Source organism: Xanthomonas bonasiae, assembly GCF_017163705.1.
Taxonomy (GTDB): domain Bacteria; phylum Pseudomonadota; class Gammaproteobacteria; order Xanthomonadales; family Xanthomonadaceae; genus Xanthomonas_A; species Xanthomonas_A bonasiae.
Genome location: NZ_JAFIWB010000009.1, coordinates 56,976 through 80,315, shown reverse-complemented (window position 1 = coordinate 80,315; position 23,340 = coordinate 56,976). Strand labels below are relative to the sequence as shown.

Annotated in this window: 14 protein-coding genes; 4 read left to right on the top strand and 10 right to left on the bottom strand. The window is 68.9% G+C overall.

Going from position 1 to position 23,340, the window contains the following annotated elements:
* The first annotated feature begins 322 nt into the window (after positions 1-322).
* Together JR064_RS10640 and JR064_RS10635 are read left to right on the top strand one after the other, a co-directional pair.
* A complete protein-coding gene (locus JR064_RS10640; protein WP_206229696.1) occupies positions 323-2,287 on the top strand; it encodes a transglycosylase SLT domain-containing protein in 1,965 nt (654 codons plus the stop codon).
* A gap of 131 nt (positions 2,288-2,418) precedes the next feature.
* On the top strand, positions 2,419-3,654 hold the full coding sequence (locus JR064_RS10635; protein WP_206229695.1) for a multifunctional CCA addition/repair protein: 1,236 nt from the start codon (positions 2,419-2,421) through the stop codon (positions 3,652-3,654).
* 173 nt (positions 3,655-3,827) lie between these two features.
* Here the strand turns inward: JR064_RS10635 and JR064_RS10630 are convergent, their stop codons facing one another.
* The 10 genes from JR064_RS10630 to JR064_RS10585 form a co-directional block, all read right to left on the bottom strand.
* On the bottom strand, positions 3,828-4,634 hold the full coding sequence (locus JR064_RS10630) for a fructosamine kinase family protein (RefSeq protein ID WP_206229694.1): 807 nt from the start codon (positions 4,632-4,634) through the stop codon (positions 3,828-3,830).
* A 171-nt stretch (positions 4,635-4,805) separates the two neighbouring features.
* Entirely contained in the window at positions 4,806-5,951 is a 1,146-nt protein-coding gene (gene nagA / locus JR064_RS10625) for an N-acetylglucosamine-6-phosphate deacetylase (RefSeq protein ID WP_179567287.1), read from the bottom strand.
* On the bottom strand, positions 5,951-6,979 hold the full coding sequence (locus tag JR064_RS10620) for an SIS domain-containing protein (protein ID WP_206229723.1): 1,029 nt from the start codon (positions 6,977-6,979) through the stop codon (positions 5,951-5,953). Before JR064_RS10620 ends, nagA begins: the two co-directional genes overlap by 1 nt.
* A gap of 8 nt (positions 6,980-6,987) precedes the next feature.
* A complete protein-coding gene (locus JR064_RS10615; protein ID WP_179567289.1) occupies positions 6,988-8,055 on the bottom strand; it encodes a LacI family DNA-binding transcriptional regulator in 1,068 nt (355 codons plus the stop codon).
* A 42-nt stretch (positions 8,056-8,097) separates the two neighbouring features.
* Complete coding sequence (locus tag JR064_RS10610; RefSeq protein ID WP_179567291.1) at positions 8,098-9,378, bottom strand: sugar MFS transporter; 1,281 nt, start codon at positions 9,376-9,378, stop codon at positions 8,098-8,100.
* Between the two features lie 38 nt (positions 9,379-9,416).
* Positions 9,417-10,139 (bottom strand): GntR family transcriptional regulator, encoded by a 723-nt coding sequence (locus JR064_RS10605; protein WP_179568040.1) that lies wholly within the window; start codon positions 10,137-10,139, stop codon positions 9,417-9,419.
* Positions 10,140-10,243: 104 nt separating this feature from the next.
* Positions 10,244-11,398: an acyltransferase family protein gene (locus JR064_RS10600; protein WP_206229693.1), complete on the bottom strand. Its 1,155-nt coding sequence runs from the start codon at positions 11,396-11,398 to the stop codon at positions 10,244-10,246.
* Positions 11,395-13,647, bottom strand: coding sequence for an alpha-N-acetylglucosaminidase (locus JR064_RS10595; protein WP_241092995.1), 2,253 nt, complete (start codon positions 13,645-13,647; stop codon positions 11,395-11,397). The genes JR064_RS10600 and JR064_RS10595 overlap by 4 nt, the downstream gene beginning before the upstream one ends.
* A 106-nt stretch (positions 13,648-13,753) precedes the next feature.
* Complete coding sequence (gene galA, locus JR064_RS10590) at positions 13,754-16,639, bottom strand: beta-galactosidase GalA (RefSeq protein ID WP_206229691.1); 2,886 nt, start codon at positions 16,637-16,639, stop codon at positions 13,754-13,756.
* Between the two features lie 111 nt (positions 16,640-16,750).
* The gene (locus JR064_RS10585) at positions 16,751-19,450 is read right to left on the bottom strand and encodes a TonB-dependent receptor (protein ID WP_206229690.1); all 2,700 of its coding nucleotides are present in this window, start codon (positions 19,448-19,450) and stop codon (positions 16,751-16,753) included.
* 733 nt (positions 19,451-20,183) lie between these two features.
* On the opposite strand from JR064_RS10585, the gene JR064_RS10580 reads away from it, so the two are divergent.
* Positions 20,184-20,357 (top strand): hypothetical protein, encoded by a 174-nt coding sequence (locus JR064_RS10580; RefSeq protein ID WP_191825269.1) that lies wholly within the window; start codon positions 20,184-20,186, stop codon positions 20,355-20,357.
* Between the two features lie 224 nt (positions 20,358-20,581).
* Entirely contained in the window at positions 20,582-23,212 is a 2,631-nt protein-coding gene (locus tag JR064_RS10575; protein WP_206229689.1) for a TonB-dependent receptor, read from the top strand.
* Positions 23,213-23,340: the final 128 nt, after the last annotated feature.

Here is a 23,340-nt window from a genome sequence, read left to right as displayed (position 1 = left end):
CGGCCGGCGGCATGGCTGCACGCGTCGCACCGCTACGCCCGTTTGCGACACCGCCTCGCGGCCTCCGACGGCGCGGGGCGGACACGGCTCGATGCAGCGCCAAGCATGCGGCACGCAAAGCGCATGGCGACAGCCCAATGCACCGTGTCACGCCAAGCGCAGCTGGCCGGATCCAACCAGCGCCCACGCCGCGCCCGACAGTGCTGCGCAGGCTCCGGCGGGCAAGGGCGCAGCTCCCTGCACGCCTTCCGCTGCGCTCGCGTCGCCATCGCCGCAAAACCCTTGCCGCGTCGATTCATCGGCGTTCGGTATAGTCCCGCGCATGAAATTGCGCACGTCTCTCCTGCTGCTCGCCGCCGCGTTGTGCGGCACCGCCCCTGCCCTCGCCCAGACCCTGGACGCCCAACGTCCTGCGCTGCGTGCGGCGATCGACGCCGCCGAGCGCGGCCAGTTCGATCCCGTGCAAGCGGCCGCATTCAAACAGCACCCGCTGTACGGCTGGCTCGAATACGCCAACCTGCGCCGCAACATCGACCGCATCTCCGATGCGCAGGCGCAGGATTTCCTGAAGCGCTACGCCGGGCAGCCGGTGGCCGAGAGCTTCCGCACGCTGTGGCTGCCGGCGCTGGCGCGGCGCCAGGATTGGCCGGCGCTGCTGGCCAACTGGAAGCCCACCGACAACACCGGCCTGCGCTGCGCCCAGCTCAACGCGCGCCAGGCCACCGGCCGTGCCGACGCGCAATGGATCGACGAGGCGCAGGCGCTGTGGCGCAGCAGCGGCAAGTCGCTGCCCGATGCCTGCGATGCGGTATTCGCGGTGCTGCAGGCGCGCGGCGGAATGAACGACACGCTGCGCTGGGCGCGGGTGGAAGCGGCGGCCGATGCGCAGCAGCCGGCGGTGATGCGCAGCGCCGCGCGCGGCCTGCCCGCCGCCGAACTGGCCCTGGCCAACGACTATGCGGCGTTCCTGGACGCGGTGCACACGCGTGCGCTGACCTGGCCGAAGACCGAGCGCAGCCGCAAGGTGGCGGTGGACGGCCTGGAGAAACTGGCCAAGACCGATCCGGACGCGGCCGAGCGGCAGTTGCCGCAATTTGCGCAGGCGCTGCAGCTGAGCGAGGCGCAGCGCGGCGAGGTGCTGTACCAGATCGCGTTGTGGACGGTGGCCTCGTACGGACCGGATTCGGCGCGCCGGCTCAACGCGGTACCCGACAGCGCCTACGACGAACGCCTGCACGAATGGCGCACGCGCGAGGCGATGGCGCGCGGCGACTGGCCGGCGGCGCTGGCGGCGATCCGCAAGATGGCACCGGCGCAGCGCAACGATTCGCGCTGGCAGTATTTCGAGGCGCGGCTGGCGGAAAAGACCAGCAATGCCGGCGAGGCGCAGCGGCTGTACCGCGAGGCCGCCAAGTCCGCCACTTTCCACGGCTTCATGGCCGCCGACCGGCTCAAGCAGCCCTATGCGCTATGCCCGTGGGAACCCAACGACAGTGCGCAGGCGCAGGCCGCCGTCGCCCGCGATCCGGCACTGGTGCGCGCGCTGGAACTGTTCAAGATCGACCGTGCGGCATGGGCCGTGGCCGAATGGAACGACGCGCTGACCCGCTTCGACAACACCCAGCGACGCATCGCAGTGGAAGTGGCGCGCGACAACGGCTGGTTCGACCGCGCGGTGTTCGCGCTGGGCAAGCTGCCCGACGAGCAGCGCCTGTATTCGCTGCGCTTCCCGCTGCACCACGACGCCACCATCCGCCGCGAAGCGGGCAAGAACGCGATCGACCCGGCCTGGGTCGCCGCCGAGATCCGCGCCGAGAGCATCTTCAACCCGAACGCGCGCTCGCCGGCCAATGCGATGGGCCTGATGCAGGTGTTGCCGGCCACCGGCGCCAGCGTGGCCAGGAACCTCGGCCTGGCCGGCTACGGCGGCGCCGCCAGCCTGTACGACCCGGACACCAACATCGCCATCGGCACCGCCTACCTGCGCCAGCTGTTGAACACCTACGGCCTGCCCTACCTGACCATCGCCGCCTACAACGCCGGCCCCGGCCCGGCGGCACGCTGGCAGACCCAGCGCCCCGGCCACGACGCCGACTTCTGGATCGAGACGATCAGCTACAAGGAAACCCGCGAATACGTCGCGCGCATCCTCGCCTTCAGCGTGATCTACGACTGGCGCCTCAACGGCGACGCGCTGCCGGTCAGCGACCGCATGCTCGGCAAGCTGGACGCGCCGCGCAAGAAGTTCGTCTGTGCGGCCGCGTCTGCGGCAGGGAATCGGGAATAGGGAATGGGGAATCGCAACGGCGCACCGCGCGAGCTCTCGCCGAAACTGACGTCCGCACACCACGGCGGCATCGGACCGAGCGAACCTGCTTTTCCCATTCCCGATTCCCGACTCCCCATTCCCGGCCCCCAATGAACATCTACCTCGTCGGCGGCGCCGTCCGCGACAGCCTGCTCGGGCAACCGCCCGGCGACCGCGACTGGGTCGTGGTCGGCGCCACGCCACAGCAGATGCTGGACCTGGGCTACAAACAGGTCGGCCGCGATTTCCCGGTGTTCCTGCATCCGCACAGCGGCGAGGAGTACGCGCTGGCGCGCACCGAGCGCAAGTCCGGGCGCGGCTACCACGGCTTCGTGGTCGACGCCGACCCGTCGGTGACACTGGAAGAAGACCTGCAGCGGCGCGACTTCACCATCAACGCGATCGCCCGCGACGAGGACAGCGGCGCGCTGGTGGATCCGTATGGCGGCGTGCGCGACATCGAACAACGCGTGCTGCGCCACATCGGCCCGGCCTTCGGCGAGGACCCGCTGCGCGTGCTGCGTGCGGCGCGTTTCATGGCGCGGCTGGCGCCGCTCGGTTTCAGCGTGGCGCCGGAGACCCTGGCGCTGATGCGCGAGATGGCGGCCAGCGGCGAACTGGACACGCTGGTGCCCGAGCGCGTGTGGCAGGAATTGCGCCGCAGCCTGGCCTCGGCGCAGCCGTCGGCGTTCCTGCGCACGCTGCACGATGCCGATGCGCTGCGCAGCGTGCTGCCGGAACTTGAGGCGCTGTACGGCGTGCCGCAGCGCGCCGAGTACCATCCCGAGATCGATACCGGCCGCCACCAGGAACTGGTCAGCGACATGGCCGCACGGCTGGCGCCGGGCGATGCGCTGATCGGCTTCGCCGCGCTGACCCACGACCTGGGCAAGGCGCTGACGCCGCCCGCGGAATGGCCGAAGCATGTGATGCACGAACAGCGCGGCGTCGCCCCGCTGCGCGCGCTGTGCGAACGGCTGAAGCTGCCGCAGGAACATCGCCAGCTGGCCGAGATCGCCTGCCGCGAGCACTTGAACGTGCATCGCCTGGCCGAGCTGCGCGACCGCACCGTGCACGAACTGCTGCAGCGCTGCGACGGCTTCCGCAAGCCCGAACGCATCGCGCAGCTGGCGCTGGTATGCGAGGCCGACAAGCGCGGCCGCCTCGGCAACGAGGACGCCGACTACCCGCAGGGCCGCGAACTGCAGCGCCTGCACGCCGCGGCGCTGGCGGTCAACGCGCGCGACTTGGCCGCGCAGGGCCTGAGCGGCCCGCAGATCGGCGAGGCACTGGCGAAGGCGCGGATCAAGGCGATCGGTGCAGCGCGCGGCACGCCTGCGAACTGACGCGGCCTGTTCCGCGACGCCTATCTGTCTACAGAACGCCCCTGTAGGAGCGGCTTCAGCCGCGACGGGCTCTACCGGTAAAGCCCGTCGCGGCTGAAGCCGCTCCTACAATTGGCTAGCGGCCGCAGATGCCGCGTCGAATATGCCAGCTGCACGCACACAGCGGACCGCCATCAATACCGCGCCAGCACCGCACGCACCGCTTGCAGATAGCCATCACCGAACAGGTTGAGGTGATTGAGCAGATGGTAGAGGTTGTACAGCGGCGCGCGTTCGCGCCAATCCTTCGCCAACGGCGCGTGTTCGGCGTAGCTGCGCAGCAGTTGCGGATCGGGTTCGCCGAACAGCGTCAGCATCGCCAGTTCGGCCTCGGCCCAGCCGTAGTGCGCCGCGCCGGCGTCGATCAGCGCCGGCAGGCCGTCGCCGGCGCAATGCAGGTTGCCCTGCCATAGATCGCCGTGCAGCAATACCGGCGGCTGCGTCGGAATCAGTTGCGGCAGGCGTACGCACAGCCGTTCCAGGCGCGCCATGTCCGCGGGAACCAGCGCAGCGTTGCGCAGCGCGCGCTCGGCCTGCGGGCGCAGCCGCCGTTCGACGAAGAAGCGATGCCCGTCGCGGTCGGCGCCATTGTCCTGAGGACTGTCGCCGATGTAGCCGTCGTGGTCGAAACCGAAGTGGCCGCCGCGTACGCGGTGCTGGCGTGCCAAACCCTCGCCGGCGAGCCGGGCGAAGTGCGGATGCGGGACCGCCGCTCCCAGGTCTTCGAGCAGCAACCAGTCTTCGCCCTGCGCGTACACCTTCGGCACGCGGAGACCATCCGCAGCGCGCAGCGCGTCCAGGCCGCGCACTTCGGCGGCGAAGAAATCGGCCGGCATCGCGCGGCGGCGTTTGCAGATCGCGTCGCGGCCGTCGCGCAACGTCAGCCGGTGCAGGCCGTCGTGCGGCGGCAAGGCGAACAGGTCGGAACCGGCGGTAGGCATCGGCTCAGGCTAGAGGGCGTTTCGCTTGGGTGCGATCTGCATTCACGGCGCAGCGCGTCGCGACCGAAGTCGCTCCCACAACTGGATCGAAATCGACGGCACGCCGGCGACGAACGCCCCCCGCTTGCGCGAGGGCGGACGCGCGCGGCACACGCTCGGCAACGCCGCCGATTATTCCACCGCTCCCGCGATCCAGGTCTGCCGCACCTGCAGCGCGTCGTCGAGCAGCACCAGGTCGGCCTGGTAGCCGGGCGCGATGCGGCCGTAGCGGTCGTCCAGGCCCAGGCATTGCGCCGGATACAGCGAGGCCATGCGTGCGGCTTCGTCCAGGCTCACGCCCAGCCATTGCACGCTGTTGCGGACCGCGCTGGCCATGTCCAGCGCCGAACCGGCAAGCGCGCCGGCCGCGTTGCGCACCACGCCGTCCACCTCGGTGATGGTTTCGCCGTACAGGTCGAAGCTGGGGCTGTCGGCGCCGACCATCGGCATCGCGTCGGTGACCAGGAACAGCGTGCCGCGCGGCTTGGCTGCCAGCGCCACGCGCAGGCTGGCCGGATGCACGTGCACGCCGTCGACGATCAGCCCGCACCAGGCGTGGCGGTCTTCCAGCGCGGCGCCGACCGCACCGGGATCGCGTCCCTGCAGCGGCGACATCGCGTTGTACAGATGGGTGAAGCCGCACACGCCCGCATCCAGGCCGGCACGGATCTCGTCGTAGCTGCCGGCGGTGTGGCCGGCGAACACGCGCGCGCCGGCGGCGGCCAGCGTGCGGATGCTGTCGACCGGCAGCCGTTCCGGGGCCAGCGTGATCAGGGTGACGCCGTTGTCCAGCGAGGTGGCCAGCGCCAGTTCGGCGGCATCGGGCACGCGGAACTTGTCCACGTTGTGGGTGCCCTTGCGCGCCGGCGCCAGGTACGGCCCTTCCAGGTGGATGCCGAGCACGCCCGGCACGCCGGCGGCGATGGCCTCGCGGGTCGCGGCGATCGCCGCGCGCATCACCTCGACATCGTCGCTGATCAGCGTCGGCAGGTAGCCGGTGGTGCCGTAGCGGCGATGCGCCTGGCCGATGCGGCGCAGCGCCTCGACGTCGGTGCTGTTGTTGAACAGCACGCCGCCGCCGCCGTTGACCTGCACGTCGATGAACCCCGGCAGCAGCGTGCCGCCGCCCAGGTCCAGCTGCGTCGTCGCCGCCGCCACGCGCGCGTCGCCGTCGTCGAGTAGCGCGGCGATGCGCCCGTCCTGCAGCAACACGCTCACGCCGTCGAGGAATCCATCCGCACCGAGCACGCGCGCATTGCGCAGCGCCGTCGTCGTCATTACACCGTCTCCGTCACTTTGTTCAGATGCGGCGGCAGGTCCGGGTTGTAGCCGCGGCGCAGCGCCAGCGCGTTGATCGCGCGGTAGAAACTCTGGATGGTCAGCAGCGGCGCGCACACCGGGTGCGGCGCGGCGACCAGCGGCAGGTCGCCGTCGGCGCTGGCCAGCCACACCTGCGCGCCGCGGCCGCGGAACTCCTCGGCCAGGCTGCGGGTGCCGGCGCCGGTTTCGTCCGGCTGGGCGAAGGCCAGCACCGGGAAGCCGGGGCCGACCAGCGCCATCGGCCCGTGCTTCACTTCCGCCGAGCTGTAGGCCTCGGCATGCAGGCCGCAGGTTTCCTTGAACTTCAACGCTGCTTCCTGCGCCGCGGCCAGGCCCAAACCGCGGCCGAGCACGAACAGGTTGTGCGCATCGACCAGGCCGTCGGTGAGCGGGCGCCAATCGGCCTGCCACGCGGCGCGCAGCGCCTGCGGCAGCGTGTCGAGCGCGGCGAGCAGGGCCGCATCGTTCTTCCAGTGCGCGCCGAGCTGCAGGATCGCCGCCAGCGAGGCCAGGTAGCTCTTGGTCGCGGCCACGCTCTTCTCCGGGCCGGCGCCGAGCGCGATCACGGTGTCGGCCAGTTGCGCCAGCGGCGAATCCTCGACGTTGACCAGCGCCACCACGCGCGCGCCGGCGGCCTTGGCCGCCTCGGCGTTGCGCAGCAGGTCCGGGCTCTTGCCCGACTGCGAGATCACCACGTACAGCGCGCCGCGCAACTGCAGCGGCGATTCGTATACCGAACCCACCGACGGCGAGGCCGAGGCGGTGACCACACCGAGCTGGGTCTCGAACAGGTACTTGGCGTAGGTCGCGGCGTGGTCGGAACTGCCGCGCGCGCAGGTGACCACGAACGGCGGCGGATCGGCACGCAACGCCGCGGCCAGCGTGCTGACCACGGCATGGTTACGCGCGAACTGCGCGGCGACGACATCGGCGGTTTCCGCGGCTTCGCGGAACATCAGGGTTTCGGTTTCGGTGGGCAGTGCCATGGGCAGGGTCATGTGGGATCGGGGGAAGGAGAACGGCGGGACTGCGGCTGCATCGGCGCGGTGGAGCCGCGCACCACCAGCTGCGGCACGAAGCCCTGGTTGTGCATCGGCGCCGGATGGTCTTCGTAGGCGTCGCTGCGCAGCTGGCTGATCAGCAGCCGTGCGGCGTGGCGCGCGATATCTTCGGTGGCCTGCTTGGCGGTGGTCAGCGCCGGCCACGACTGGCGCGAGAACGGGCTGTCCTCGAAGCCGGCGATGGACAGGTCGTAGGGCACGTTCATGCCCGCCGACTTGGCCGCGGCCAGCACGCCGGCGGCGATCTCGTCGTTGGAACCGAAGATCGCGGTCGGCGGTTCGCGCAGCGCCAGCAACCGCCGCGCGCCGCGGAAGCCGTCGTCGAAGGTGTAGTCGCCGGGCACCACCAGGTGCTTGTCCAGAGTGATGCCGTAGTCCTTCAGCGCGGCCTCGTAACCGGCGTAGCGCTCGCCGCTGGAGCGGTGCGAGGTGCCGCCCCACAGGAAGCCGATGCGCTGGTGGCCGAGCTGGATCAGGTGCTCGGTGACCTCGTAGGCGGCGTCGCGGTCGTCGACGTAGACGCAGGGGCCGTCCTTCGGATCTTCGGTGGCGGCGATGATGCGCACGGTCTTGATCCCGCGCGCGGTCAGCGCCGCGACCAGCTCGGCGCGCTCGGACATCGGCGCGGTCAGCACCAGCCCGGCCAGGCGCGAGCGCTGGGTCCACTCGGCCAGTTCCTCGGCCAGCATCGGCGAGGTCGAATCGCAGGGATGGATCTGCAGGCCGAAGCCGGTCTCGCGGCACGCCGCCAGCACGCCGTTCTGCACGCCGATGATGTGGTACGGGTTGGGGTTGTCGTACACCAGCCCGATCACGAACGGGGTGCCGCTGCGCAGGTTGCGCGCCGACGGATCCGGTTCGTAGTCCAGCTCGGCGATGGCGTGCAGCACGCGCGCGCGCGTGGCCTGCATCACCGACGGTTCGTTGTTGATGACCCGCGACACGGTCTTCAACGACACCCGCGCCCGCTCGGCGACATCTTTGATGGTGGGTCTACGCATACTGCGGTCCTGCACGTCGGGAAGTACGCCCATGATGCGCGATCACGCGCGGGCGGAGGCTTGGCCGGCGCGATGGCCGACCAGGGAATAGAACAGGATGTACAGGTAGCACGGCACCATCAGCAGCAGGAACACCAGCTGGAAGTCGAAGTGCTGCTTCAGCACCGCGAACAGCTGCGGGATGATCGCGCCGCCGGCGATGCCCATCACCAGCAAGGCCGAGCCGATCTCGGTGTGGCGGCCCAGGCCCTTGATCGCCAGCGGGAAGATCGCCGGCCACATCATCGCGTTGGCGAAGCCGAGCGCGGCGACGAAGCCCACCGACACGTAGCCATGGGTGAAATAGGCGCCGGCCGAGAACAGCACGCCGAGCAGCGCCGAGATGCTGAGGTAGCGCGCCTGCGAGATCAGCGTCGGGATCAGCAGCAGGCCGGCCACGTAGCCGGCCAGCATCGCCGCCAGGGTGTAGGAGGTGAACAGCTTGGTGTGGTCCAGCGGCAGGTGGAAGCCGTTGCCGTAGGTGCCGATCGCATCGCCGGCCATCACTTCCACGCCCACGTACACGAACAGGCACAGCACGCCCAGCCACAGGTGCGGGAACTGGAAGATGCTGGTCTTCTGCGCCGGACTGCCGGCGCCGACCGGCGCGGCGTTGACTTCCGACGCCTTCAGTTCCGGCAGCGGCGAGAACAGCACGCCGATCGCCACCACCACCAGCACGCCGGCCATCACCAGGTACGGCAGGTGGATCTTGGCGGCGAACGCGGTCAGCAGCGCTTCCTTGGCCACCGGATCGGCGGCCTGCACCTGCGCGGCGAGGTCGCCGACGCCGTGCAGCACCAGCGTGCCGATCAGGAACGGCGCCAGGATGCCGGCGATCTTGTTGCAGATGCCCATCACCGCGATGCGCCGCGCCGCGCTCTCGATCGGGCCGAGGATGCTGATGTAGGGATTGATCGCGGTCTGCAGCAGCGCCAGGCCGCTGCCGATCACGAACAGGCCGGCCAGCGCGCCGGGATAGAAGCGCTGCGTGGCGAACTGGCCGAACGCCGCCGCGCCCGCCGCCATCACCACCAGGCTCAGCGCCAGGCCCTTCTTCATGCCGGTGCGCTTGAGGATCCACGACGACGGCAGCGCCAGGAAGAAGTAGGACAGGTAGAACACCATCAGCACCAGGAACGCGTTGACCTCGTTGAGGTCGAACGCCAGCCGCACGAAGGTGATCAACGGGCCGTTGATCCAGGTGAAGAAGCCGATGATGAAGAACAGCAGGCCGACGATGGCGATCGAGGCGAAGGGACTGGCAGGCCGTGCGGTGGTCATGGGCGGGCGGGCTCCGGAAAGGCGCGTGGGTCGGTCGATCAGCGTCGCAGTTCGGCGACGAAGTCGTAGTAGTCGTTGTGGCAATAGGTGTCGGTCAGCTCGATCGCGCTGCCGTCGCGGGTGTAGCCGACCCGCACCACGTGCAGGATCGCCTCGCCTTCCTTCATGCCCAGGTGCCCGGCCAGCCGCGCCGGCAGGTTGATCGCACGGAAGTACTGCAGCGCGCGCACCACCGGGGTGCCCTGCGCGTCCAGGTAGGCGTACAGCGAATCGCCGATGGCCAGCGGATCGGGCACGGTGCGCTGCGGCAGCACCGCTTTCTCGTAGGCCATGACCCGGCCGTCGGCGCTGCGCAGGCGGGTCAGCGACGCCACCACGGTATCGGGCGACAGGCCCAGGCGCAGGATCTCTTCGCCGTGCGCCGGGCGCACGCGCCGCTCCAGCCAGCGCGTGCCCGGCTCCAGGCCCTTCATACGCAGGGTCTCGCTGAAACTGGCCAGGCCACTGAGCTGGTGCTGGATATGCGAGGTGATGAAGGTGCCGGCGCCCTGCCGGCGCGAGACCAGGCCCTGTTCGACCAGCGCATCCACCGCCTGGCGCAGGGTCACCCGCGACACCTGCAGTTGCTCGCACAGCTGGCGCTCGGCCGGCAGGGCCTCGCCCGGCTTCCACTGGCCGCCCTTGATCGCCTCGACCAGCTTGCTGGCCAGCTGCAGGTACAGCGGGGTCGGCGCGCTCGGGTCCACGGCCAGGCCTGCCAATCTGGGGTCGGCCTCCGGCTTGGGCTTGGTCATCGTGCTCCCTCCGGACCGTATGGATTCATTATGTCCAATATAGTACCAATCCGCGGCCTGTGCACGCCGGGTCAGAGCCGCAGGTACAGCCGCCGCCGGTCCATCCACCAGCCCACCGCCCAGCACAGCAGGGTGTAGGCCAGGGCACAGGCCAGGCTGCCCCAGGGTCCCGGCAGCAGCCGCTGGAACACCGCGATGCCCAGCCATTGGTATAGGTCCCACCCGCTGTCGCCGGCCGGGACCAGCCGCAGGGCGATCACGAACAGTTCGGAAAACAGGTAGATCGCCAATGGATTGCGCCCGAGCACGGTGAAGAAGCCGCTGCCGGCCCGCCACTGGCGCACTTCGATCGCCCACAGCAGTGCGCCCAGCAGCAGCAGGTCCAGGCCCACGGTCAGCAGCACGAACGAGCCGGTCCACAGCTTCTTGGCCAGCGGGAACCACGGCTGCCAGGCCAGCGCCAGCAGCGCCAGCGCGATGCCGGCCAGCAGCAGCCAGCGCACCGTGCGCGCCTGCTTGCCGACGCGGCGCACGTACAGGCCGGTCAGGTAGCCGGCGACGACATTCACCGTGGCCGGCAGCGTGCCGAGCAGGCCTTCCGGATCGAAGCCGCCGTCCTTGCGGTACAGCTGCGCGGGATCCAGCAGCCACAGGTCCAGGCGCGTGCCGGCGTTGCCGAGCTTGCTCAGCTCCGCGCCCGGCTGGCCCCACAGGTACAGCGCCGCCCAGTAACCGAGCAGCAGCGCGACGCAGGCCGCCAGCAGTCCGCGCGGCGGCAGCCAGCGGCACAGCAGCGCGGCCAGCGCGTAGCACAGCGCGATGCGCTGCAGCACGCCCGGCACCCGGGTCTGGTCGATCGGGGTGAAGCCCCAGCTGCCGTCGGCGCCCTGGTGCACGAACGGGAACCAGTACATCAGGAAGCCGAGCAGGAAGATCAGCGCGCTGCGCTTGCCGACCCGGCGCAGGAACGCGCCGAGCGGCTGGCCGCGGTCCAGCGCGAAGCTCATCGCGTTGCCGACCGCGAACAGGAACGACGGGAACACCAGGTCGGCGGCGGTGAAGCCGAACCACGGCGCGTGCCGCAGTTGCACGAACGCATCGGCGCCGGCACCGGGCGTGTTGACCAGGATCATCAGGAAGATGGTCAGGCCGCGGAACACGTCCAGCGACAGGAAGCGTTCGCGCGACGGCGCCGCGGTGGGGATGCTCACGGAAGCGGCGCTCATCGGGCATCCACCTGCTGCAGCAGCGTGCGTACCGCGGCGACCGGATCGGCCGGCGCTTGCCGTGCGTAGGGTGTCTCGCGCTTCACCCAGTCTCGCTCCCAGGCGCGCAGTCGCTGCTGCAGCGCCGCTTCGTCCACGCTGCCGCCGCCGACTGCCGCCGTCCGCAGCGCCTGCATCGCCAGCGCCCAGCGCGGCAGGTAGTAGTCGGCGTACATGCCCTGCCAGGCCTTGGACGCGTAGTCGCCGAGATTGCCCTCGCCGCCCCACACGCTGACCTGCGCCTTGGCGTCGCGCCGGTAGTAGGCCGCGTCCTGCGGCGTTTTCGCGTAGCCGGCGGCATCGTCGAGCCAGTTCGACAGGGTCTCCTGCTGGCCGCCGACCAGGCCGTCGAGCTGCTGCACCGCCGCCTGCACGCGGGCGAAGGCGGCATCGCCGGCGGCGACGTCGCCGCGCCTGTACGCGGCCACCGCCTGCTGCAACTGCGCATCCACGCGGCCGGTGGCGTAGTGGCGGGCGAAGTCGACCAGGTCGTAGCGGTACAGCGGCGCGTCGGCGTACTCCGGCGCCAGCGCCAGCAGTTGCTCCAGCGCGCGGCGCAGGCGCGGCGAATCGCCGGGCGCGCCTTCGAATTCGCCGATGTCCAGCGTCGGCCGCTTGAACAGCAGGTAGGCGCCGGCGCGGCTGCGCCACCAGCGCGGCGTCCAGTAGCGGGTCGACAGCACCGAGGCCTGCAGGTCGTCCCAGGCCGCGCGCAGCGCCGGCGAGGTATGTCCGTAGCGGGCGCGGGTGTAGTCGCCGAGCCAGTCCTGCAGCGAACGCTCCTGCCCGCCCCAGGCCAGTGCATACATGTACTCGTAGACCACCGAGTTGTTGTGCAGCCCTTCGGGGAACGCGCCGAAGCCGACCAGCTGCTGCTTGTCCTTGTCGGCGAGCAGCGCGCGCAGGTCGTCGCGGTAGAACGCCAGGTCGCCGTACACCGGATTGCTGCCGCCGTAGTTGTGCACGTAGCCGTAGATCCATTGCTTGCCGTCGAACGCGTCGGACAGTTTCCAGGTGCCCGGATAGCGATCGTTGCCGATGTCCAGCACCAGCAGTTTGTCGTTGGGCACCTCGCGCAGGAACGCAGCGATCGCCTGCGGCGTCCAGAAATGGCGGTCGGCGCCGAACAGCCAGCCCTGCATCACCCACACCGCGTCGGGATTGGCGCGATGGATCGATGCGTAGAGCGCACGGCCGTAGTCGGCCAGGCGCTTGTCGCGCTGTGCCGGCGACACTTCGGGCGGCGCGGTCTTGGCCGTGTTGGCGGTGCTGTCGCCGTAGCTGGCCAGGCGCGCGTCGCTGCCGTCGGCGGCGATTGGCGGCAGCATCTCGTTGAACGCATCGGCCAGGTAATAGGTGCCCTTGCCGTACGTGCGGTCGTAGAGCTGGATGAAACGCTGCGCGATCCTGGCGAACAGCGGATCGGCCGGATCCAGCCAATAGGTTTCGTGGAAGCCTTCCCAGGCGCGCATGCGGTAGATGCGCGCCTGCGGATGCGCCTGCGCGAACGCCTTCGGTACGTAGCCGGCGAAGGCCGGCAACACCGGCTTCATGCCCAGCGCGCGCATGCGCTGCAGGATGCGCAGCTGCAGCGCATGCTTGTCGTCGATCCACTGCTGCGGCAGCGGCGCGTCGTAGCCTTCGATGTTGCCCATGCGCTGCCACGGCGCGAACGCCGGGCCGGAGAAATACTGCGCCAGGTCCGCGTCGCTCACCCCGAACTCGCGCCACAACGCCTGCCACACGTAGTCCTGGCCTTCCATCGCCAGCGGCATGTCGACGCCGTGCAGCGCCATCCAGTCGATCTCGCGTTCCCAGCGCGCCCAGTCCCACCACGGCGTGGTGTAGCCGTAGGTGCACACGTTGAGATAGGCGCGGTAGGCGAACGGCGTGACCACGCGCTGCCCGCTGAAATCGGCATACGCGGCAGGCAGCGCGACCCGGCTGCCCTCCCAGCTCACCGAGGCGGCGCCGATCGATTGCAGATAGCTGTACGCGCCATGCGCCAGCGCCACTTCCGAGGACCCGGACACGCGCAGCGTGCCGGCGTCGGCGGCGACCTGGTACCAGTCGTTGCCGTTGCCGCGCGGCTGCCGTTGCAGGGTCAGCGCGGCCGCGCGCGGACCGAGCGTGCGCAACAGTACGCCGCGCGCGGCGTCGCCTTGCGCGTCCTGTACGGGTGCCGCAACCGCGGCCGGCGCCAGCAGCATGCAGGCCAGCAGCAGCGCGGCCTGCCCGGGGATCGGCAACGCGCGCACGAAGCGCATCCAGGCACGTGCGTGCGGGAAGGCATGGCGGAAAACTCGCTTCATTCGGTCAATACTCCACTATCGCGACATCGTCGAAGCCGAAAGGCATTCCGGCCGTCACCTGCATCACCACCGCCAGCACCCGTTCGCCGTCCGCAGGCGGCAAGCGCAGTTGCGCATGCTGCCCCGCAGCCACCCGGGCGACCAGCTTCCGGTCCAGATACACCTGCGCCGCGCCGGTCGCGCGCCCCAGCCGCAGCACGCCGCCGCGCTGCTGGATCCCGGCCCACGGGGTGAACGCGGTGCGGTACAGCACATAGCCATCGCGCTCGGCACGCGTCTCCAGGTTGCCCGGCTGGCAGAAGCTCCAGCTGTTGTTGTCGTTGGGCGCGCGCGGCAGCGCCGGATCCGGCGGCGCGGCGAACGGCAGCGTGCGCCGCCAGCCGGGCACCACCATCGCCGCGGCGGCCGGCGGCAGCGACGGCGGCAAGGCCACCGCATCCAGGCCGATCGTGGCCTGCGCAGCCCGCAGGCCCGGCGCGCGCGCCTCGATGCGCAGCCGGCGCTGGCCGGTGCCGGCCTCGACGATGGCCTGCGCCAGGCCATTGAACAACTGCACCTGCGGCACGTTGTCGGCCGCGTGCCGATTCGGATCGCCGTTGCCGACGCCGAGCAGGCGCCCGCCTTCGACCTGCAGCGCGATCTGCGCATCGGCGAACGGCACGTGGCGGCCCTGCGCATCCACCGCTTCCAGGGTGATCGGCTGCGCGTCGCGGCCGTCGCCGCGCATCCGCGCACGGTCCGGCGTGAGCCGCAGCGCGACCGGCGCGCCGACCGTCTGCACCCGCTGCCGCGCCACTTCGCGGCCATCGCGATAGGCCACCGCCTCCAGCACGCCCGGCGCGTACGCCACCTGCCAGGCATTCATTTCGATCCGGTCCACCGCCTGCCGCCCCTGCGACTGCCCGTTGAGCCACAGCTCCACCTGCTGCGCGTTGCAGAACGCCATCACCTTGATCGGCGTGCCTTCGCGGCCCGGCCAGTTCCAGTGCGGCAGCAGCTGCAGCACCGGTGCAGCGTCGATCCACTGCGCCTGACGCAGCCAGTAGGCACCTTTCGGGAAACCGCACAGATCCATGATGCCGAAGAACGAGGACACCGACGGCCATTCGAACGGAGTCGGCTCGCCGCGGTAGTCGAAGCCGGTCCAGACGAAACTGCCGGCTAGATAGGGACGTTCGTCGATCAGTTTCCACGACGTGCGATGGGTGTTGCCCCACGGCGCGGCGACCGAATCGTCCTCGGCGATGACGTGCGCGTCCTTGTCGGTGAACCAGGCGCCGCGGGTCTGGAACGCGCTGGTGTCCTCGCTGGACAGCAACGGCTTGTGCGGCATCGCCGCGCGCACCCGGTCGTAGTTGAACTGGCGATAGTTGAAGCCGACCACGTCCACCGCGTCGGCCGCGTTGCGCTGGGTCAGCATGCCGTCGTTCATCGCCGCGGTCACCGGGCGGCTGTCGTCCAGCTCGCGCACCAGCGCCACCGCGCGGCGCACCATTTCGTAGCCGGCGGCGGTGCCCTGCATCGGTTCCTCGTTGAACACCGACCACAGGAACACACAGGCGCGGTTGCGGTCGCGGCGCACCAGCCAGCGCAACTGCGCGGCGTAGTCGGGCGCGGGATTGAATACGCGGTTCTCGGCCATCACCAACATGCCCAGCCGATCGCAGACGTCGAGCAGCTCGCTGGCCACCGCGTGGTGCAGGCGGATCGCATTGCAGCCCAGCGCCTTGAGCCGGCGGATGCGGAACTCCAGCAGGCTGTCGGGCACCGCCACGCCGACCCCGGCATGGTCCTGGTGCAGGCAGGCGCCCTTGATCTTCAGCGGCCGCTCGTTGAGGAAGAAGCCCTGCTGCGCATCGAAGCGCAGCGTGCGAAAGCCGATCGCGCATTCGCGGCGGTCGCGCTCGCGGCCAGCGCTGCGCAGCACCGCCGCGACCCGGTACAGATGCGGCGCGGCCACGTCCCAGCGCTGCGGCCGCTGCACCTGCAGCTCGACCTGCGCCACCGCCTGTGCCAGTGCGCCGACCTGCAACGCGCTGCTGCCCTGCGCCAGCAGCGTGCCGTGCGCGTCGTACAGCGCCACCTCCAGCAGCGCCGCGTCGGCCTGCTCGCCGGCATTGGCGACGGTGACCGCAACCGGCAGCGTCCAACGTTCGCCGTCGCCGATCCGCGGCACCGCATGCACGCCATCGCCGACGATATGCAGCGCATCGCGCACCGCCAGCCAGGTGTGCCGGTAGATGCCCGCGCCTTCGTACCACCAGCCGTCCATCGCCTCGGCATCCACGCGTACCGCGATGCTGTTGAGGTCCTGGCCGTAGCGCGCGATTGCGCTCAGGTCGATGGCGAACCCGTCGTAGCCGCTCCAGCTGCGCGCCATCAGCAAACCGTTGACCCAGACCGTGGCGCGGCTGGAAATGCCGTCGAACCGCAGCTCCAGCGCCTTGCCGCGCTGCGCCTCGTCCAGCCGCAGGCTGCGCCGGTACCAGGCGATGCCGCGGCGGCGATAGCCTTGCGCCACGTTGGCGCCGGCCTCGATCGGCTGCTCGATGGCGAAATCGTGCGGCAGCCGCAGCTGCCGCCATTGGCTGTCGTCGAAATCGCCCGCGGCCGCGCCCCAGGCCTTGCCCGCCTTGGCGTTGTCGTAGCTGGCGTCCTGCCCGCTGATCGGCGGGAACGGGATGTCGCCTTCGTGGAAGCGCCACCCCTCGTCCAGGCAGAACAGGCCCGGATCGGCCGCCAGCGTCGGCGCCGGCACCGCCGCTGCGGCAGTGGCGGAGGCGGTGCCGGCCATGCCGGCATCCGCCGCGCTGCCCGCCCAGCTCAACCGCGGCGCCGCCAGCAGCAGGCCGGCGCCCGCGCCGCCTGCCAGGAATTCTCGTCGTTGCATGCGCTTGCCCTGGAACCTGTGAATGCGATCGGGATAGGCCACGTTGCCCTGCCCGGCGCCACCGCGGCGCCGGGCAGGCTGCGGACTACCCTGCAAGCGACCGCATCGCCCTCACAGGATGTCCCACTGCATCGACACGTAGAAGCTGCGGCCGGTGACGCCGGTCATCTGCCAGCGGCTGCTGATGTCCTTGTACGCCTCTTCCTTCTTGTCGGTCAGGTTGAGCCCGCCGAGCTGGAAACTGAGCGTATCGGTGGCCTGGTAGCCGAGCACCGCGTCGAGCTGGGTGCGCGCCTTCATGGTGTGGCCTTCGCGGGCGAAGAAGCTGTCGCTGCTGTCCTGCTCGTACTCGCTGCGGTGATTCAGCGACAGCCGCGCGGAAAACATTGCGTTCTCCCAGTAGCCGGTGGCGTTCCAGGTCTTCTCCGACAGGTTGCGGATCTTGAAATCGGTATCGCGCTGCGGGAGCACCCGGGTGAAGTTGGCGGTCAGGCCGAAGCCCTGGATCGGCAGCCACGCGTCGAACGATTGCGTCCAGCCCAGCTCGTAGCCCTTGATCTTGACCTTGCTCGGATCGTTCCGGGTGGCGGTGATCTCGTAGATGTTGCCGCTGCCGTCCACGCAATCGCCGGAACTGTTGCTGGACAGCGCCGCGCCGTTGAACGTGGTCGGGCACACGATGCTGTTGAAGGTACCGTTCTTGACCTGCTTCCAGAAGCCGGCCAGGGTCAGCCCGCCGCCCTGGCCGTAGTACCACTCCAGGCTGAGGTCGGCCTGGTCGGCGGTCAGCGCCTTCAGGTCGGTCTGGCCCAGCGACACGTCGTAGGTGGTGGTGCCGCCGGTGTTGCTGCCCGAGGAGATGGTGGTGGCGATGGCGGTGTTGCTGTCCAGGATCGGCCGCACCAACACCTTGCCGGCGGCGAAGCGCAGCAGCAGGTCCTCGCGCATGTCCAGCACCAGGTTCAGGCTCGGCAACCAGTTGTGGTAGTCGTACGGCGCGCGTTCGGTGCCGACCACCTCGTTGGCGTCCTCGCTGTACTGCGAGGCGGTGGTCAGGTAGGTGTCGGTAGTGCGCTTGGTGTTCTCGTAGCGCACGCCGACGTTGCCGCGCAGGCGCATGCTGCCGACCTCGGTATCGATCTTGGCCAGCGCGTAGGCGGAAAAGATGTCGTTGCGGATGTGGTAGCTGGCCTGCGGCGCGAACAGCACCGGCACGGTGATGCCGGAGGCGGCCAGCGCGTCGGCGTAGGCGTACACGTCCGGCGCCACCCAGCCGCTCTGCGACGCCAGGTTGCCGTCGAGGAAGTTGCTGACGCTGGAGCTGGCCGCCGACAGTTCCGGGAACATGGCGTAGCCGGAGACCGCGCCGGAGTTGATCAGGTACAGGAAATCGCGGCGCCAGACGTTGCGGTCGAAGGTCTCGCGGCGGAACTTGGTGCCGAACTTCACCGAGTCCAGGAAGCCGGCGCCGACGTAGCGTTCGGCATCGAACTGCAGCGACCATTCCTTGTTGCTGAGCTTGGTGATCGCGCCGTTGGGGTATTCGTCGCGCACCAGGTTGGCCTGGTCCCAGGCGCTGGCGTCGTTCGCGTCGGCATCGGTGGTCAGCGAGATCGCGCCGGGATTGGACATGTCGAACAGCGTCGCCGACGGCAGGCGACCGAGGATCACCGCGCGCTCGTCCTCGTCGGTCTTGCCTTCGGTGTAGTTGGCCACGCCGCTGAAGGTCCACGCATCGCCCTTCCACTTGGCGTCCCAGGTCACCAGCTGCGAAGTGAGATCGTGGCGCTCGAGCTGGCGGTTGTTCTCCAGCCAGTAGTTGGACGCCGACACCTTGGTCGCGGTCAGGTCCTTGGTCTCCAGCACGGTGAGGTAGTTGCGGTCGAAGGAATAGACCAACTGATTCATGTCGTTGTCGGTCTTGTCCTGCGAGTACAGCGCGGTCAGGTTCATCTCCAGCCGGTCGTTCGGTTTCCACTGCAGGCCGGCGGTGAGCATCTTGCGATCGGTCTCGCGCTCGATCGAGCGGTAGCGCGGGCGGCGCGGGATGTACAGGGTGCCGTCGTCGGTGTCCTGGGTGTACCAGCGGTCGATCCACAGGTAGTCGGCGCGGTCCTTGAGCTTCTGGTAGCCGGCGTTGACGAACACGCCCAGTTGGCCGCCATCGGCGAGCTGGAACTGGTCGATGTAGGTGAGCACCGCCTTCGGCGTCGGCGCGCCGCCGGCGAATTCGGAGTACTGCTCCTTCGCCGACAGGATCAGCTTGCGCTCCTTGTAGTCCAGCGGCTTGGTCGTCTCGATGTTGACCGTGCCCGACAGCCCGCCGGCATCCATGTCCGCCGACGGCGACTTGATCACCTCGATCGCCGCGGCCACTTCCGGCTGGATGATGTCGTAGCGGAAACCGTCGGTGAAATCGGCGCTCTTGATGGTCTGGCCGTTGATCGTGGTGGCCGAATACTGCGGGCCCAGGCCGCGGATGCTGATGGTCGAGCCGCGGCCGTTGATGGTGGAGATCTGCACGCCGGGAATGCGCTGGATCGCCTCGGCGATGTTCTCGGCCGGGAACTTGCCGATGTCCTCGGAGGAGATGCCGTCGGTCATGCGCGCGTCTTCGCGCTTGTTGTCCAGCGCGGTGATCAGGCTCTTCTGGTAGGAGCTGGTGACGGTGACCGTGTCGAGCTGGGAGATGGAATCGGATGCGGGCGCTTGCTGCGCCTGCGCTGCGGCACTGAGCAGGCCGAACGCGATGGCGCTGGCGAGGACGGACAGGGAACAGCAGTGCGGACGGGAGCGGGCGGCATGTGGCATTGGGCTATCCTGGTTGATGGCTGATCGGCACGGCACGTCTGACATCCAGCGGCAGCGATCGGCAGGCAGCACCCTCCATTGCGCCCGACGCGACGCGCAGGGCGATGCCGTCCGTGCGGACACGGAGTCGATGGAACGTGCTGTCTGTTGCGGCGCCTCGTGGTGCGCAAGGCGCGTCCCCGTCCCTACCCCGGAGCGGGCGATTGCATGCTGCTGGACTGATCGATCCCGAATTGGCAAAGACCAATTCCAGGCGCTTCGATTCTTATGGTCTTAGAAAGATTATGTCAACGCTGCAATACCCACAATCGGCAAATGGCGCCTGGACTTGCTGCGCGCTCCAGAAAATATCTTTCATTATCAGAAACTTGTCGATCATAAATATTTTGTGCGCGTCCGCTTTCACGCATCGTTGTCACGATACCTATGTCGCACCAATTCTACGAATGAGACCAATTTTGTGCACCGCGACATGACTGCGCCGCGTTCTCATTTGCGCGCCGCCGCCGCCGTCCCGGCGGTCCGCATAACCCGTTGATGCAGCTGCGTTTCGACGAACACGGATGGCGACAGCGGGACGCCGGCCGGCGTTACGCATGGCGAAACCAGCACCAGACGAATTTTCCGGACAAGACTTGACATCGTTGTCATAGCCTCGTAAGAATCGGCACACACGGGGGTGGGGCCGCGCATACGCGGCGCAAAAGCGGGCCATGGGAGGCATGTGATCGCAATGATCCTGACGCGCGAGTCGCGTGCCGCACTCGGCACGCCATTGCAATACCACACGCCGTTGCACGCCCTGTTCGCCACCGGGGTCGGCATACCGCTGTCCGCCGCAGCGGCTGGCATCGCCGTGGCCAGCGCCGCCCTGCCGCATCGGCATCGTTTCAGCTCGACAGCTTGACGCAGCGCGTCGCGCACCACGGCGGCACGTTGCACCAGGCATTGCACGCACAAGCGAAACCGGCGGCCCCAGCGCCGGAAGACTCCAGCCAGCCACACCGCGCATCACCCACGCAGCAGCACAGCAGGCATCAGCACCGCAGGCAGTAAGGCAACAGGCAGAGCCGGCACGCAGCGCAACGCTCGCGCGCCGCGTCGACCCATTGAATGATGAGGAGAGACATCATGCAATACCGCCATTCCGTCTTGTCCGCAGCAATCCTCGCCACCCTGGCCTGTGCCGCGCAGGCGCAGCAGGCCGGCGGCGATGCCACCGACCTGGACGCCGTCCAGGTCGTGGGCATCCGCGCCAGCCTGGAAAGATCGCTGGACACCAAACGCAACAACGTCACCGTGTCCGAAGCGATCACCGCCGAGGACATCGGCAAGTTCCCCAGCACCAACGTCGCCGAAGCGTTCGCGCAGATTCCCGGGGTCACCATCGACCGCCGCTTCGGCCAGGGCGAGCGGGTCAGCATCGACGGCACCGATCCCAGCCTCAACCTGTCGTTCCTGGACGGCCACCCGGTGGCGCAGGCGATCTGGCTGTACGGCGAGCAGCCCAACCGCGGTTTCGACTACACCCTGCTGTCGCCGCAGATCCTGGGGCGGGCGGAGATCGTCAAATCCTCCGAGGCGCGGCTGGTCGAAGGCAGCCTCGGCGGCACCGTGCTGATGCACAGCCGGCAACCGCTGGACCTGAAGGCCAACGAGATCGCCGGCTCGGTCGGCTACAGCTACAGCCAGCAGGCCAGCGAGGGCAAGCCGAACGCCTCGCTGCTGTACAGCTGGAAGAACCCGCAGGAGACCTTCGGCATCGCGGTGTCCGCGCAGCACTACGAGGAGCGCGTCGATCGCCAGGGCATGGAAGTGTTCGGCTACGCCAAGGCCGCGACCTTCGCCAACGCCGGCGGCGTGCCCGCCGATGCGGACGTGCCCAACTCGGTCAACGCGGCCTGGTTCCAACAGGACCGCAAGCGCGACAGCGCCGTGCTCAACCTGCAGCTCAAGCCCAGCGATGCGTTGGAGTTCAACCTCAGCGGCCTGTACATCAAGGAGAACTTCGACAACTACAACCAGTCGATGTACAGCTTCCTGACCTGGAACCAGGGCACCATCGACGCGGTGGACGCGCTCGGCAGCGTGCGCAACGGCGTGGTCGGCAGCGGCCATTCCGGCGCCAACGCCAATGCCGGCGGCGGCACGGTGATCTACGACAACAACGTGCGCCAGTCGGAAGTCGTCACCAAGGGCATCGACCTGCGCGGCGCGTTCCGCGGCGAAGGCTGGGGCGTGAGCGGCCAGGTCGGGCAGAGCAAGTCGGACAACAAGGACCTGTCGCAATACTTCATCGAACCGTTCTACAACGGCGGCTTCAGCTGGGATCTGCAACGCGGCATCCGCTTCGACGATCAGGCCGGCGCGCGCGATCCGGCCAACTGGGGCTCGGCCGGCGGCTGGTTCGGCAACAACGGCATCTTCGCCACGCACAGCAAGGACCGCTACGCCCAGCTGGATTTCAACCTGCAGTTCGACAGCGTGTTCAACCAGTTGCTGTTCGGCGTGCGCCAGGGCAAGCACGATGAAGACTTCACCTTGAACGTGTACGGCGGCGTCACGCCCGGCACCCTGGCCGACGTGGGCACGATCGGCCTGACCGACATCCAGGGCTTCTATCCCGATCAAGGCCAACACGTGCAGGCGGGGCGCGGCAACGTCATCGACTGGATCCGCAACAGCCCGGTGGACTACGCCAATCCCGACCCGGCCAGCTACCTCAACAACAGCTGGGCGCTGCAGCAGACCAACAACGCCGCCTACGTGCAGCTGAACTTCTCCAACGGCGGCCTGCGCGGCAACCTCGGCGTGCGCTACGTGGATTCCAAGACCGAGGGCAGCGGCTTCGTCTACAGCGGCACGCCGACGCTGGACGACCTGGACAGCAAGTGGCAGACCCGCACCAGAAAGGAGAACTTCCTGCTGCCGTCGTTGAACCTGGCCTACGACACCGACACCGACTGGGTGTTCCGCTTCGCCGCGGGCAAGGTGATCGCCTGGGCGCCGTACAACCAGATGGTCAACAACACCTTCTTGAACGACACCACGCTCACCGGCAGCGGCGGCAACGCGGCGCTGTCGCCGTACGAATCGTGGAACTTCAACCTGTCGGCCGAGTACTACTTCGCGCAGCAGGCGGTGGTGGCCTGGTCGCTGTTCTACAAGAAGATCGACAACTACATCGACACCTCGGCAACGATCGAACGCCAGTACAACTCGATCCGCGACACCTCGCCGCAGACCTGGGCGCAGATGCTCGGCAGCAACGGCTGCACCGCCGACGGCTACTGCGACTACAGCATCCAGCGCCCGCGCAACGCCGGCGACGGCAAGGTCAAGGGCTTCACCCTCGCCTACCAGCAACCGTTCGGCAGCAGCGGCTTCGGCCTGACCGCCAACTACACCTATGCCAACGGCGAGAACAACACCGGCGACCGCCTGCCCTACCAGTCGCGCAACAGCGTGGCCTTCAGCCCGTACTACGAGAAGGGGCCGTGGAACGCGCGCATCAGCCTGAACTGGCGCGACAGCTATCTGGCCGGCGGCTACGTCGCCGGCGCCGCGCCGGCCAGCGTCGACGACTACACCGACCTGGGCGCGAGCATCGGCTATGCGATCAGCGAACAGTGGTCGCTGCAGGTGGACGCGCAGAACCTGCTGGACGAGGACTACTTCCAGTACCTGGGCGACAAGGACCACCCGGCCGGACGCTACAAGAACGGCCGCCGCTACATGGCCACGCTGCACTTCAAGTTCTGAGCGCGATCCGGCGCTCGGCTGCAGCCGGAACCACGCTTTCTGTAGGAGCGGCTTCAGCCGCGACCGCGCGGGGCGTCCGCAATTGCCCCATGCTGCCGGTCGCGGCTGAAGCCGCTCCTACAATGAAT